The following is a 14175-nucleotide window of genomic DNA, read 5'->3' as shown; positions in this document are numbered from 1 at the left end:
GCGTTAGCACTGCGCGTTTTGAGGAAGATCAAAAGGAAGTTGGGCCCTGCCAGGTACCGCCCCCGCTCTCTGCGCCGGGTCAAAAGGCCCGAAAAACAACAGCCCGCCCCTGCATGAGGCACAAAACTTGCGGCAGATTGTGGGGCGCACGATCATCGAGCCCGCTGTGCACTGTCATGACGGTGTCATACCCTTTACTGCCGGAAACACCGGCACTTTCAATCTCTGCAGGAGTTTCAATGCAAAAAAACCTGATCGCCTTGGGCGCCGCTTTGCTGTGTGCCGCCGGAGCCCATGCCCAAAGTTCCGTCCAGGTGTCTGGTCTGATGGACGTGTTTGCCGGCTCAATGAAAATGGCGGGCGACGCCAAGAGCAAGTCCGTGGTCGACAGCGGCGGCCTGACCACCTCGTGGTTTGGCTTCAACGGCACCGAAGACCTGGGCGGCGGTCTGAAGGCCCACTTCAACCTGACCTCGTTCATCAAGGTGGACACCGGCACGCAAGGCCGTTTCACGAACGACACGTTCTTCTCGCGCGATGCCAATGTCAGCCTGTCGGGCGGCTTCGGCTCGGTGCTGCTGGGCCGCTGGATGGCGCCCAACTTCCTGCCTTCGGTGGTGGGCAACCCGCTGGGCGACTCGTTCGTCTTCTCGCCGCTGATCCTGCACAAAGACGTGCCGCTGTTCAACGGCACCGGCTGGCGTTCCATGACCCCCGCCGACACGGGCTGGAGCAATCAGATCGTGTATTCCACGCCCGACATCGGTGGCTTCAAGGCCAACCTGCAGTACCAGTTCGGCGAACAGGCGGGCCAGACCGGCAAGAACAACATCGGCGCCAATTTCTTTTACTTTGGCGGCCCGCTGACCCTGACCGGTTTCTATGAAAACACCGACCTCAACAACCCGGTGAACACGCTGCTGGCCAATAACCAGAAATACTGGATGCTGCTGGGCGCCTACGACTTCGGCATGGTCAAGCCCTACCTGAGCTATGGCGAAAAGAAGATCGACGACACCGCCTCCACCAAGGGCAAGACCTACCAGTTGGGTGCCTCCGCGCCCCTGGGCGGTGGCAAGCTGCTCGCCGAGTGGGTCAAGACCGAGTGGTCCACCCCCGACGTGAGCCGCAAGACCTTCACGCTGGGCTATGACTACCACCTGTCCAAGCGCACCGATGTGTATGCCATGTACATGAACGACAAGATCACCGGCCAGACCAACGGCAACAGCTTCGGCATGGGCATCCGCCACCGCTTCTGATGAGCGCGCCCCCGGGCGCAGGCAAGGCACGGCAGAGCCCTCTGCCGTGCCTTTTTTCATGCCGTGGCGGTTCAGACCGCCAGCGCAAGGACTTGCATCAACACAACCCCAAACACTTATCAATCAGGCGCCAATAGCTATAAAATCAGGAGCGCCCTGAAGTCATTCACATTGGTATGGGTGGGGCCGGTGATGACCAGATCGCCCAGCGCCTCGAAGTAGCCATAGGCATCGTGGCGGTCCAGGTGGTCGGCCACGCGCAATTGCGCTGCTGCGGCGCGGGCCAGCGTGTCGGGGGAGACCAGCGCGCCCGCGTTGTCTTCGATGCCGTCGATGCCGTCGGTGTCGGCCGCCAGCGCCCACACGCCATCGATGCCCTGCAGCGCCTGCGCCAGTCCCAGGCAAAACTCGCCGGCACGCCCGCCGCGGCCGGGGGCCGCACCCTCACGGCGCGGGCCCACCGTGACCGTGGTTTCGCCTCCGCTCAGGATCACGCAGGGCCGCGCAAACGGCTGGCCGCGCAGCGCCACGCCACGCGCCAGTGCCGCATGCACCCGCCCGACATCGCGGGACTCGCCTTCGATCTCGTCCGACAGGATGTAGGCCGCCAGGCCCGCACCGCGCGCCGCCGCTGCCGCCGCCTCCAGCGCCTGCCAGGGCGTGGCCACCAGGTGCACCGAATGCCCTGCAAACACGCCGTCGGCAGGCTTGGGCGTCTCCAGCATGCCGTTTTGCAGGGCCTGGCGCACGGGCAGCGGCACGTCGATGCGGTAGCGCGCCAGAATCTCCAGGGCGTCGGCGCAGGTGGTGGCGTCCGGCACCGTGGGGCCGCTGGCGATGATGGAGGGGTCATCGCCCGGCACATCACTGATGGTGAGCGTGACCACCCGCGCCGGCGCGCAGGCCGCGGCCAGGCGGCCGCCCTTGATGCGGGAGAGGTGCTTGCGCACGCAATTCATCTCGCCAATGCTGGCGCCGCTTTCCAGCAGGGCGCGGTTGATGCGTTGTTTGTCTTCCAGCACCAGGCCGTCGGCGGGCAGCGTGAGCAAGGAGGAGCCGCCGCCCGAAATCAGGCACAGGACCAGGTCATCGGCGGTCAACCCGGCGGTGAGCCCCAGCATGCGCTCCGCCGCCGCCATGCCCGCCGCATCGGGCACGGGGTGCGCGGCCTCGACCACCTCGATGCGCTGCGCCAGCCCCTGCGGCCGGGGCGGCAGATGGCCGTAGCGCGTCACCACCAGACCCGACAGGGGTGCGTCGGCAGGCCACAGGGCCTCCAGCGCCTGGGCCATGGAGCCCCCCGCCTTGCCGGCGCCCAGCACCAGCGTGCGTCCGCGTGGCGGCGCGGGCAGCCAGGCCCGCATGCCGTGCAGTGGCTGGGCACTGCGCACGGCGATGTGAAAGAGCGCTTGCAAAAATGCGCGCGGCTGGGAACGAAAGTCCGGCAGGCTCGCGCCCGAAACGTCAGAAGGTGCTGGCATGGCAGGCATTGTCGCCGCAGTCCCACGCAGCGCGAAGCGGCGGCACGGTGCAGGCCCGTCTTCCCATCGCCCGGAGCGAAAGACCTCCCAGGTCAACCCCGCAGCCGACGCCCGGCCCGCCCCCCTCAGTTTTGTGGGCCCGTGCTTGCGGCACTGACAACCGCATCGCGCCAGCCGCCGCCGAGCGCCTTGTACAGCGCCACCTGGTTTTGCCGCTGGGCCAGCTGGGTCTGCGCCAGCGCCTGCTGCGTGGCAAACAGGGCGCGCTGGGCATCGAGCACATCGAGGTAGCTGGCCACGCCGTTGCGGTAGCGCAGATCGGCCAGGCGAAAGCGGTCGGCCTCGGCGGTGGCCTGCTCCTGCTGGGCCCGCACCTGCTCGCCCAGGGTGGCGCGGCCCGCCAGGGCGTCGGCCACTTCACGAAACGCGCTCTGGATGGCCTTGTCGTACTGGGCCACCGCAATTTCGCGCGCGGCACGGGCCGAGTCGAGCCCGGCCTGGTTGCGCCCGGCATCAAAAATGGGCAGCACTGCCTGGGGGGCCAGCGTCCAGCCCCACGAGCCGCTCTTGAACAGGCCCGACAGCGCACTGCTGGCGGTGCCTGCGCTGGCCGTGAGGGCGATGCGCGGAAAGAACGCGGCCCGCGCCGCACCGATGTTGGCGTTGGCCGCGATCAGTTGCTGCTCGGCCTGGCGGATGTCGGGGCGGCGTTCCAGCAGATCGGACGGCATGCCTTCGGGCACGTCGCGCAGGGCCACCGCGCGCTCATCGCCCTGCGGCGTGGGCAACAGCCGCTCGGGCAGGGCTTGCCCCACCAGCAGCGTGAGCGCGTTCACATCGAGCGCGCGCAGGCGTTGCTGCTGGGCCAGGGTGGAGCGCGCGGCAGCCGTGAGGGATTCGGCCTGCCGCAGGTCCAGGGCCGAGGTCACGCCCTGGTCAAAGCGCAAGCGGTTGAGCCGCAACGAGTCGTCCCGGGTGGCCAGGGTGCGCTGCGTCAGGACCAGCAGTTCTTCGTTGGTCTGCAGGCTCAGCCAGGTGCTGACCACGGAGGCGACCAGGCTGGTCTGCACCGCACTGCGCGCCTCCTGCGTGGCCAGGAACTGCGCCAGGGCCGCTTCCTTCAGGCTGGCCACGCGGCCAAAGAAGTCGATTTCCCAGGATGCCATGGTCAGGCCAGCGGTGTAGGCGCTGCTGATCCCGCCGCTGCCATCGGTGGCCGGCTGGCGGTTACCCATGGCGGCGGCGTTGATGGTGGGCAACTGGTCGGCCCGGCGGATCTGGTACTGGGCGCGGGCCTGCTCGATGGAGAGCACCGCCACGCGCAGGTCGCGGTTGTTTTGCAGCGCCAGCGCCACCAGCTCGCGCAGGCGCGCGTCCCCCACGAAGTCCTGCCAGGGCAGATCGGCCGCCGCGGTGGTGCCTGTGGCGGCTGCGGCGGCCGTGGTGCCTTGGGCAGCGCCCACGGCGGGCCATTGCGCCGCCACGGGGGCCGCGGGCCGCTCATAGGTGGGAATCATGGAGCAGCCGGCCAGCAGCGCTGCGGCGGCGGCAAGCACCGTGGCAGCAGGCAGGCGGGCCGCGCAAGCGCCGGCAGCGCGGCGGGGCGTGAAAACATTAAGCATGGGAGTCCCCTGGGCCAGCCTGGTGGGAATGCTGGGCATCAAATTGCCGCTGGCGCTGGCTGCCCTTGAACAGGCTGCGCACCACCACGAAGAAGATCGGCACGAAAAACACGGCCAGGAAGGTGCCCACCACCATGCCGGAGATCACGCCCGTGCCAATGGCGCGCTGGCTCGCCGAGCTGGCGCCCGAGGCAATGGCCAGTGGCACCACGCCCAGGATGAAGGCCAGCGAGGTCATGACGATCGGGCGAAAGCGCAGATGGGCCGCGGCCAGCGCCGACTCGATGACGCCCTTGCCCTGCGCCTGCAGGTCTTTCGCGAACTCGATGATCAAGATGGCGTTCTTGGCCGACAGGCCGATGATGGTGATCAGCCCCACCTGGAAATACACGTCATTGGTCATGCCCCGCAGGCTGATGCCCAGCAGCACGCCCAGCACCCCCAGCGGAACCACCAGAATCACCGACAGCGGAATCGACCAACTCTCGTACAGCGCCGCCAGGCACAGGAACACCGCCAGGATGGCAAAGCCGTACAGCACGATGGCCTGCGAGCCGGCGAGCTTTTCTTCGCGCGACTGCCCCGTCCATTCAAAGCCGAAACCGGCCGGCAGCTGCGCGGCCATGCGCTCCATCTCGGCCATGGCCTCGCCGGTGCTGTAGCCGGGGGCCGCGCCACCGGCAATGCGCATGGCGGGGTAGCCGTTGTAACGCACGGTCTGCATGGCACCACTGATCCAGCGCGTGGTGGCAAACGACGACAGCGGCACGGCCTTGCCCTGGCTGTTCAGTGCCGTGAGCTGGAGGATGTCCTCGGGCTGCATGCGGGCCTCGGCCTCGGCCTGCACCACCACCCGCTGCAGACGCCCGGCGTTCGGGAAGTCGTTGATGTAGGCCGAGCCCAGAGCGGTAGAGATGGCATGGTTGATGGCGGCAAAGCCTACGCCCTGGGCGCTGGCCTTGTCACGGTCGATGTCCACCTGCAATTGCGGCGCGTCTTCCAGGCCGTCGGGTCGCACACCCGCGAGCACCTTGCTCTTGGAGGCCATGCCCAGCATCTGGTTGCGCGCCGCCACCAGCGCATCATGGCCGTTGCTGCCGCGGTCCTGCAGGCGGAAGGTGAAGCCTGAACTCACGCCCAGCTCGGGAATGGGCGGTGGGCTCAGTGCAAAGATGAACGCATCGCGCACGCCCGACAGCGCACCCATGGCCCGGCCCGCAATGGCATCGGCCGTGTGCCCGGCACCCACGCGCTCGGACCAGTCCTTGAGCGTCACGAACGAGAGACCGGCGTTCTGCCCCTGGCCAGAGAAGCTGAAGCCCAGCACGGCGACGATGTTCTTGACTTCCGGCTGCTGCAGCATGAAACCCTCGACCTTTTCCACCACGGCCTGGGTGCGCTCGAGCGTGGCGCCAGGCGGCAGCTGGATGTTGACCAGCAGGTTGCCCTGGTCTTCGTTGGGCAGGAACGAGGTGGGCAGGCGCAGGTACAGCACGCCCACGGCGGCGATCAATGCCACATAGATGACCATCATGCGGCCGCCGCGGCGCAGCAGCTTGGCCACCCAGCCCTCATAGCCCTTGGCACCGCGGGCAAAGCTGCGGTTGAACCACCCGAAAAAGCCCGTCTTGGCGTGGCCATGCCCGGCCTCGACCGGCTTGAGCAGGGTGGCGCACAGCGCGGGCGTGAGCGACAGCGCCATGAAGGCAGAAAAGGCGATGGACACCGCCATCACCGCCGAAAACTGGCGGTAGATGTTGCCCACCGAGCCGGCAAAGAAGGCCAGCGGCAAAAACACCGAGATCAGCACCACGGTGATGCCAATGATGGCGCCCGAGATCTGGCCCATGGCCTTGCGGGTGGCCTCCAGCGGCGGCAGGCCTTCCTCGTTCATGATGCGCTCGACGTTTTCCACCACCACGATGGCGTCGTCCACCACGATGCCGATCACCAGCACCATGCCGAACATGGTCAGCACGTTGATCGAAAAGCCCATCGCCAGCAACGCGCCGAAGGTGCCCAGCAGTGCCACCGGCACCACGATGGTCGGGATGACGGTATAGCGGAAGTTCTGCAGAAACAGGAACATCACCAGAAACACCAGCGCGATGGCTTCCAGCAGGGTCACTGCCACCTGCTTGATGGAAATCTTGACGAAGTCGGAGCTGTCGTAGGGGATGGTCCAGCTCACGCCCGGCGGAAAGTATTTTTCCAGCTCGGCCATGCGGGTCTTGACCGCCGTGGCTGCAGCCAGCGCATTGCCCGAGGGCGACAACTGCAGTCCCATGCCGGTGGCCGGCTTGCCGTTCAGGCGCGCGGTGGTGGCATACGACTGGGCGCCCAGCTCGATGCGCGCCACATCCTTGAGGCGCACCGTGGAGCCATCGGTATTGGCGCGCAGCACGATGTCGCCAAACTCCTGGGTCGAGCTGATCTGCCCGGGCACCACCACGGTGGCCGAGATGCTCTGGCCGCGCAGGTTGGGCAACTCGCCCAGGCTGCCGGCCGAGACCTGCGCGTTCTGCGCCTGGATGGCGCTGGCCACATCGGCGGCAGACAGGTTGTAGCCCTGCAGCTTGGCCGGATCGACCCAGACGCGCATGGCGCGCTCGGCACCGAACAACTGCACCTGGCCGATGCCGGGCACGCGCTGCAGTTCCGGCACCACGTTGCGTGCGGCGTAATCGCTCAGCGCGTTGACGTCGAACTTGGGGTCTGATGACGACAGCATGGTGAACAGCAGGAAGTTGCTGCGCGACTTGTCCACGCGCACGCCCTGCTGGGTCACCACGGCGGGCAACCGCGGCGTGGCGCGCGACAGGCGGTTTTGCACCTCGACCTGGGCCAGATCGGGATTCGTGCCCGGCTCGAAGCTCAGCGTCAGGGTGCCGGTGCCGTTGGCCTGGCTCACCGCTTCCATATAAGCGAGTCCGGGCGCGCCATTCATTTCGCGTTCGATCACGGCCAGCACGCTGTCTTCCAGCGTCTGTGCCGAAGCACCCGGATAGGCAGCGGTGACCACGATGCTCGGAGGTGCCACGGAGGGATACTGCGACACCGGCAGCCGGGTGATCGACACGGCGCCCAGCACCATGATGAACAAGGCAATCACCCACGCAAAGATGGGACGGTCAATAAAGAACTTGGCCATGGGGATGGCTCCTTATTTCTGGCCGGCGCTGGCAGCCGCAGCGGGGGCGCTGGCCGCTGGCGCAGCACCTGAGGCCGCGGGTGCCGGAGCAGCGGCGCTGCCAGGGGCCTGCCACGGCACCGCCTTCACGGGCGTGCCGGGCGGCATCATCTGCAGCTTCTGGAAGCCATCGACCATGACCTGCTCGCCTTCTTTCAGGCCTTCGAGCACAACCCACTGGTTGTTGCGCGCGGCACCCACCTTCACCGTGCGCTGGCTGGGCTTGCCGTCGGTGCCCACCACCGTGATGCGGTCGCCCTGCTGGGTGCGCGTCACGGCCTGCTGCGGCAGCGTGATGGCGTTGGCCACCTCGGCCTGCTCCAGCCGCACGCGCACATACAGGCCCGGCAGCAAATCGCCCTTGGGGTTGGGCACCTCGGCGCGCAACGTGATCTGGCCCGTGCTGGCGTCCACCGTCAGGTCGGAAAACAGCAGCTTGCCGGGGCGTGCGTATTCGCTGCCATCTTCCAGCACCACGCGCACGCTGGCCGCATCACTGCCCCCGGCGCGCTGGAGCTGGCCGTCGGCCATGGCGCGGCGCAGCTTCATCACCTCGCCAGCCGACTGGGTGAAATTGACATACACCGGGTCGATCTGCTGGATCACGGCCAGTTGCGTGGCCTCGCCTTGCCCCACCAGCGCGCCTTCGGTGACCAGGGCGCGGCCGATGCGGCCCGCAATCGGCGCCGTGACGCTGGCGTAATTCAGGTTGATGCGCCCCGTCTGCACCGCGGCCTTGCCGGCGGCGACATCGGCCTCGGCCTGCTTGTGCGCGGCCACGGCGTTCGCGTATTCCTGCTGGCTGACCGCATTGGCGGCCAGCAGCGGCTTGTAGCGCTCTGCCAGCGCGGCGGCCTGGGTCAGGTTGGCCTGGGCCCGCGCCAGCGTGGCCTCGGCACTTTGCAGGGCCGCCGCGTAGGGGGCGGGGTCAATCGCAAAAAGTGGCTGGCCGGCCTTCACGTCACTGCCTTCACGGAACAGCCGCTTTTGCAGAATGCCGGCCGCCCGGGCCCGCACCTGGGCCACGCGCGAGGCTTCCAGACGCCCGGGCAGTTCGGTGACCAGGCCCACATTGCCCGGCGTTGCCACGATCACACCCACTTCGGGTGGGGGCATGCCGCCACCGGCCGCTGCCGCTGGCGCCTCGGACTTGCCACAGGCTGCCAACAGCAAGACAACAGACAGGCCACCCGCCGCAACACCCAGGCGCACCAGCGCAGGGGACGAGGCAGAGGCAACAACGGGGACAGTCTTGACATGGCGCAAGGCAGACATGGTGTTCCTTGGAGAGAGAGGCGCGGTGAATCCGCGGATGGAGTCAGTCTAGTGTGGCTCGGCGTTCAGCACACAGGACCGCAGCACGGTAACGAAGTGCTGCATTAGAGCATACATACATTCAAGAATGTATGTATAGTGGCAAAAGCACCCCTGCCAATGAAAGGTATTCCATGGCCCGCCGCACCAAGACAGACGCACAGACCACGCGCAACAACCTGCTCGATGCTGCGGAACAATTGTTTCAATCGCGTGGCGTTTCACACACCTCCCTCAATGACATTGCGGTGGCGGCAGGCACCACGCGGGGAGCGATCTATTGGCATTTCAAGGACAAGGCCGACCTGTTCAACGCCATGATGGAGCGCGTGACCCTGCCGCTGGAGCAAACCCTGGTAGCGGCCTGTGTGGAGCAATCGCACCACCCCGTGGCCGAGATCCGCCGCGCCATGCTGGATGCGCTGCACCTGATCGCCACCGACGCGCAAACCCGTTGCGTGCTGCAAATCGCCACCCACCAGGTGGAATACACCGCCGACATGGGTGCCGTGCTGGAGCGCCATCTGAGCGTGCACGACGGCTGCGTGGCGCGCAACCATGTCGCGCTGCAAAGAGCCTTCGACGCCCGCAGCCAGCCCCCGCCGGTGCCGCTGGACTGCGCGGCCCGGGGCCTGCAGGTGCTGATCGAGGGGCTGGTGCACCAATGGCTGCTCAACCCCGCCGCGTTTGACCTGCAGGCCAACGGCCGGGCTGCGCTGGACATCTACCTGACGGGTCTGGGCCTGCAGACCAACACACCCGCCTGATCACTGCGCGGGGGCACCCGCCGCGTACCAGCGCCCGATCAGTGCGCGTTCATCGTCGGTCATCTGCGTGGCATTGTTCATGGGCATGAGCTTTTGCACCACCACCTGCTGGTAAATGGCCTGGGCGTGCTGCTTCACGCTGCCCGGCGAATCCAGGCGCAGGTTCTTCATCTGCACCTGGGCGCCATGGCACTGGGTGCAGCGCTGCTCCAGCACCGCCTGCACGGACACATAGCCATTTTGGCCTCCAGCGCTTACTTCACCTGCACCAGCAGCTCCTGCAACAGGAGCAACAACGGCTGCCGGGCGCATCCACACGATGGCGCCCAGAATCACGGCCACGCCCACCAACGCATACGGCAGCGGATTGCCGTTCTTGCCCAGCTTGTAGCCATGGCGCATCACAAAGAACTGGCGGATGGCCGCGCCTGCCAACATCATGAGGATGAGCACCAGCCAGTTCTGCGGATGGCTCCAGGTAAAGCTGTAGTGGTTGCTCAGCATGGCAAACAACACCGGCAGCGTGAAGTAGGTGTTGTGCACGCTGCGCTGCTTGCCACGCTTGCCGTGAATGGGGTCCACCGGCTGGCCGGCTTTGATCTGGGCCACCACCGTGCGCTGGCCGGGGATGATCCAGAAAAACACGTTGGCGCTCATGGCGGTGGCGATCATGGCGCCCACCAGCAAAAAGGCCGCGCGGCCGGCAAACCAGTGGCAGGCCAGCCAGGAGGCCACGCACACCAGCACGAACGCCAGGGCGCCCACGGTGGCGTCGCCGTTCTTCTTCTGGCCAAAGATGCGGCAGATGGCGTCGTACAACAGCCAGAACACCCCAAAGAACGCCAGCGCCACCCCGATGGCCGTGGCAGGCGCCCAGTCCATGCGCGCTTTGTCGATGAGGTAGGTGCTGGCGCTGTAGAGATAAGACACCGTGAACAGCGCAAACCCGCTGAGCCAGGTGCTGTAGCTTTCCCAGAAGAACCAGTGCAGGTGTTTGGGCAACCGGGGCGGCGACACGGCGAACTTGACCGGATGGTAGAAGCCGCCGCCGTGCACGGCCCACAGCTCGCCGCTGACTCCCTGCTTTTTCAGGTCTGCATCTTCGGGCGGCGTGAGGCTGCTGTCGAGGAAGACGAAGTAGAACGACGAGCCGATCCAGGCAATCGCGGTAATGACGTGGACCCAGCGCAGCAGCAGGTTGGCCCAGTCGAGAAGATAGCTTTCCATGTCTCAACCCTGGCAGCGCCGGCGCGCTGCGTTGCAAACCTGCTCACCACTGCGGGCGCTCTGAGCAGACAAAAGGGGCCGCGCACCGTGGCAGACATCTGCCGGGGCACCGCTGCGACCCAGACACCTTGCGGTTCGGCACAAAGTGTAAGCAGGAATTTTTCCGGCGATGCCCAAACCCGCTTCATCGACCGCTGGAATGGCGCCTGAAAGCCGTTCGCGCCCCCTGCAAGGTCTGCAGCAGCTGCGCGGCCACGGCCACCGCAATCACCTCGGGCTCCTTGCCTGCGATGCCCGGCACCCCGATGGGGCAAGTCACATGCGCCAGCTCTTGCGGCGTGAACCCCCGCCCCTGCAGCCGGCTCGCAAACCTGGCCCATTTGGTCTGGCTGCCGATCAGCCCGATGAAGGGCAGATCGCCCTGCACGCGCTGGCGCTGCAGGCAGGCCGCGACCACATCCAGGTCTTCGGCATGGCTGAAGCTCATGACCAGCACGCGGCTGCCCGCTGCCAGACGCGGCACCGCCATGTGTACCGGCTCGGAATGCTCGCACACCCCATCGCCCGGCGGATGGGCAGGAAAGACAGCCTCGCGGCTGTCGATCCAGGTCAGCGCAAACGGCAGCGGCGCCAGCACACGCGCCAGCGCATGGCCCACATGCCCGCCGCCAAACAAGGCCACCGGGTGGCGCACGCTCGCCAGGCGCTGCTGCAGGTCTGCCCCGTCCTGCGCCCCCACCAACGCAAATCGCAGGTGCATCACACCGCCACAGCACTGACCGAGGGCAGGCCCCAGTGCGTAACGCAGCTGCGGCGCCCCCTGCCCCCCGCGCAGCCTGCGCCGGGCCTCGGCAATGGCCTGGTGCTCGATATGTCCGCCACCGACCGTGCCCACCAGGTTGTCTTCAAACACCGACATCCACGCCCCCACTTCCCGCGGGGTAGAGCCTTGTGTAGACTCCACGGTCACCAAACAGGCCGGGGCAGCCTTCAGGCCCTCCAGCAGTAACAACAGATCAGCCACGGCAAACTTCCCACAGGTTCGTTGCACGCCCCATGCACAGCGCGCATGAATCGTGCCCACCAGCATAGCGACAACACCATGCCCCCCACCTCGCTCCAACGCTCCTCCCGAACGGGTCGTCACTGGCTGCTGGCCAGCCTCATGGCGGCCGTTGGCGCCATCGTTGCCGCCTGCAAGTCCACCCCTGAAAACGTGCCCCCGCCTCCCGAAAGCCGCTCGCCCAGTGACGATGCTGCGGCGCATTCCCTGGGCAAATCGGTCACACCGGGCCCCTCAGCGGCCAGCACCGCGCGCGCTTATCGCCGCGACGCGGCGACCCATCTCTACAACCAGAACAACCAGCGGGTTTTCAAGGGCAAGCTCCCGCCCATGCTGTACGCCATTGGGGTGCTGGAAGTGGACATCGACCGCAGCGGCCGTATCACCAAATTGCACTGGATGCGCGCCCCGCGCCATGCCCCCGAAGTGGTGGCCGAGATCGAGCGCACCGTGCGTGCCGCCGCACCGTTCCCGGTACCCGCCCGCATGGGCCGCGTCACCTATACCGACACCTGGCTGTGGCACAAGAGCGGGCATTTCCAGCTGGATACCCTGACCGAAGGTCAACTCTAAGGAAATCCCCCGGAGGCGCTGTGCGCCTTCCGTGCGTGGGGCGTGCCAGTTTCGGCCCGCGCAGCCATGCTCTCATCACGACCCCCGGTAGGTCGAATAGCTCCAGGGGCTCACCAGCAGCGGCACGTGGTAATGCTGGTCGGCATGGGCGATGCCGAAGTCCAGGTTCACCTGGTTCAAGAAATTGGGCTCGGGCAGCGCCACGCCCCGGGCCTTGAAGTATCCCGCCACGTCAAAACGCAGCCGGTAGGTGCCAGCGTGCAGGCTGGCGTTGTCCAACAGCGGCGCATCGGTGCGGCCATCGTGGTTGAGCACCAGCCGCTGGATCAGCGTGGCCTCGTCACCCCGGGTGGAAAACAGCGACACCTCCATGCCAGCCGCAGGGCAGCCGTGCATGGTGTCCAGAACGTGGGTGCTCAAGCCCATGGGGAAATCTCCTGAAGGTGGAAGACCGGCACGGGATACCACAGCCGGCGCCCAAAGTGTAGGCACTGCGGGTCGCGCCACCCCGCATCGGGTGCATGGAATTTTCGCCCACCAGCACCAAGGCATGGAGGCCTGCCGTCGCACCCCGCTGCTTCAACCCGGCCTCCGGCGGGCCGATGATTGGCTTGCCGGGGGCAGGGGTACCCCGCCAGCCATTCGGCGGCGATACTGCCAGGCAACACATGATTTCCCACCCCTTTGCCACCGTCCATGATCTACGACTCCACCCTGCCTTACCCGCGCGACCTGATCGGCTACGGCAAGAACCCGCCCCATCCGCATTGGCCCGGCGGTGCCCGCATTGCCGTGCAGTTTGTGCTGAACTACGAGGAAGGTGGCGAGAACGCCGTGCTGCACGGCGACGCGGGCAGTGAGCAGTTTTTGTCGGAAATGTTCAACCCCGCCAGCTACCCCGAGCGGCACATGAGCATGGAAGGCATCTACGAATACGGCGCGCGCGCGGGCGTGTGGCGCATCCTGCGCGCGTTTGAAAAGCGCAAGCTGCCGCTCACGGTGTTCGGCGTATCGACCGCGCTGCAGCGCCACCCCGAGCTCACGGCCGCTTTCGTGGAACTGGGCCACGAGATCGCCTGCCATGGCCTCAAGTGGATCCACTACCAGAACGTGCCCGAGGATGTAGAGCGCGCCCATATGCAGCAGGCCATGGACATCATCGAGCGCCTGACTGGAGAGCGGGCCCTGGGCTGGTACACCGGCCGCGACAGCCCCAACACCCACCGCCTGGTGGCCGACGATGGCGGCTTTGCCTACGACAGCGACTACTACGGCGACGACCTGCCCTTCTGGATGAAGGTGCAGCGCACCGACGGCACGGCGGTGCCCCAGCTCATCGTGCCCTACACGCTGGACTGCAACGACATGCGCTTTGCCCTGCCCCAGGGCTACTCGCACGCCGACCCGTTTTTCCAGTACCTCAAGGACACATTCGATGCCCTGTACGCCGAGGGCGATCCGGCCGGCGACGACGCCCCCAAGATGATGAGCGTCGGCATGCACTGCCGCCTGCTGGGCCGCCCCGGGCGCATCACGGCGCTGCAGCGTTTTCTGGACCACATCGCCCGGCACGACAAGGTGTGGGTGGCCCGGCGCATCGACATTGCGCGCCACTGGACACAGCGGTTTCCAGCGCCTATTTTTTGAATCAAATGGGCCAATGACGCTTATTCGAC

At 66.6% G+C, this 14175-nt stretch carries 11 protein-coding genes; 4 read left to right on the top strand and 7 right to left on the bottom strand.

Annotation, left to right across the window (positions count from 1 at the left end):
- Nucleotides 1-239: 239 nt before the first annotated feature.
- Nucleotides 240-1262 carry a porin gene (locus AC1Q5S_RS16270; RefSeq protein ID WP_422202803.1) on the top strand — a complete coding sequence of 341 codons (1023 nt, stop codon included), beginning with the start codon at nt 240-242 and terminating at the stop codon, nt 1260-1262.
- A 137-nt stretch (nt 1263-1399) separates the two neighbouring features.
- Here AC1Q5S_RS16270 and AC1Q5S_RS16265 read toward each other — a convergent pair whose 3' ends face one another.
- The 4 genes from AC1Q5S_RS16265 to AC1Q5S_RS16250 form a co-directional block, all read right to left on the bottom strand.
- A complete protein-coding gene (locus tag AC1Q5S_RS16265) occupies nt 1400-2752 on the bottom strand; it encodes a glycerate kinase type-2 family protein (RefSeq protein ID WP_422202804.1) in 1353 nt (450 codons plus the stop codon).
- Between the two features lie 116 nt (nt 2753-2868).
- Nucleotides 2869-4365: an efflux transporter outer membrane subunit gene (locus AC1Q5S_RS16260; protein WP_492239070.1), complete on the bottom strand. Its 1497-nt coding sequence runs from the start codon at nt 4363-4365 to the stop codon at nt 2869-2871.
- Nucleotides 4358-7516: an efflux RND transporter permease subunit gene (locus AC1Q5S_RS16255; protein WP_422202806.1), complete on the bottom strand. Its 3159-nt coding sequence runs from the start codon at nt 7514-7516 to the stop codon at nt 4358-4360. Before AC1Q5S_RS16255 ends, AC1Q5S_RS16260 begins: the two co-directional genes overlap by 8 nt.
- A 12-nt stretch (nt 7517-7528) precedes the next feature.
- Nucleotides 7529-8830, bottom strand: a complete 1302-nt coding sequence (locus AC1Q5S_RS16250; protein WP_422202807.1) for an efflux RND transporter periplasmic adaptor subunit — start codon at nt 8828-8830, stop codon at nt 7529-7531.
- A gap of 173 nt (nt 8831-9003) precedes the next feature.
- Here AC1Q5S_RS16250 and AC1Q5S_RS16245 point away from each other — a divergent pair, with 173 nt between their 5' ends.
- A complete protein-coding gene (locus AC1Q5S_RS16245) occupies nt 9004-9636 on the top strand; it encodes a TetR family transcriptional regulator (RefSeq protein ID WP_303833779.1) in 633 nt (210 codons plus the stop codon).
- Here the strand turns inward: AC1Q5S_RS16245 and AC1Q5S_RS16240 are convergent, their stop codons facing one another.
- Nucleotides 9637-10863 (bottom strand): urate hydroxylase PuuD, encoded by a 1227-nt coding sequence (locus AC1Q5S_RS16240; RefSeq protein WP_422202808.1) that lies wholly within the window; start codon nt 10861-10863, stop codon nt 9637-9639.
- A 184-nt stretch (nt 10864-11047) separates the two neighbouring features.
- Nucleotides 11048-11887: a xanthine dehydrogenase accessory protein XdhC gene (gene xdhC, locus AC1Q5S_RS16235; protein ID WP_303833777.1), complete on the bottom strand. Its 840-nt coding sequence runs from the start codon at nt 11885-11887 to the stop codon at nt 11048-11050.
- Nucleotides 11888-12028: 141 nt separating this feature from the next.
- On the opposite strand from xdhC, the gene AC1Q5S_RS16230 reads away from it, so the two are divergent.
- A complete protein-coding gene (locus AC1Q5S_RS16230) occupies nt 12029-12499 on the top strand; it encodes a hypothetical protein (RefSeq protein WP_303833785.1) in 471 nt (156 codons plus the stop codon).
- A gap of 75 nt (nt 12500-12574) precedes the next feature.
- Here the strand turns inward: AC1Q5S_RS16230 and uraH are convergent, their stop codons facing one another.
- Nucleotides 12575-12925, bottom strand: coding sequence for a hydroxyisourate hydrolase (gene uraH, locus AC1Q5S_RS16225; RefSeq protein ID WP_303833776.1), 351 nt, complete (start codon nt 12923-12925; stop codon nt 12575-12577).
- A 270-nt stretch (nt 12926-13195) separates the two neighbouring features.
- Between uraH and puuE the strand changes: the two genes are divergently transcribed.
- The gene (puuE, locus tag AC1Q5S_RS16220; RefSeq protein WP_303833775.1) at nt 13196-14146 is read left to right on the top strand and encodes an allantoinase PuuE; all 951 of its coding nucleotides are present in this window, start codon (nt 13196-13198) and stop codon (nt 14144-14146) included.
- Nucleotides 14147-14175: the final 29 nt, after the last annotated feature.

It is taken from the genome of Acidovorax sp. GW835-FHT14B10 (assembly GCF_058793725.1).
The sequence above is the reverse complement of the archived record's forward strand: the minus strand, read 5'-3'. Positions and strand labels throughout refer to the sequence as shown.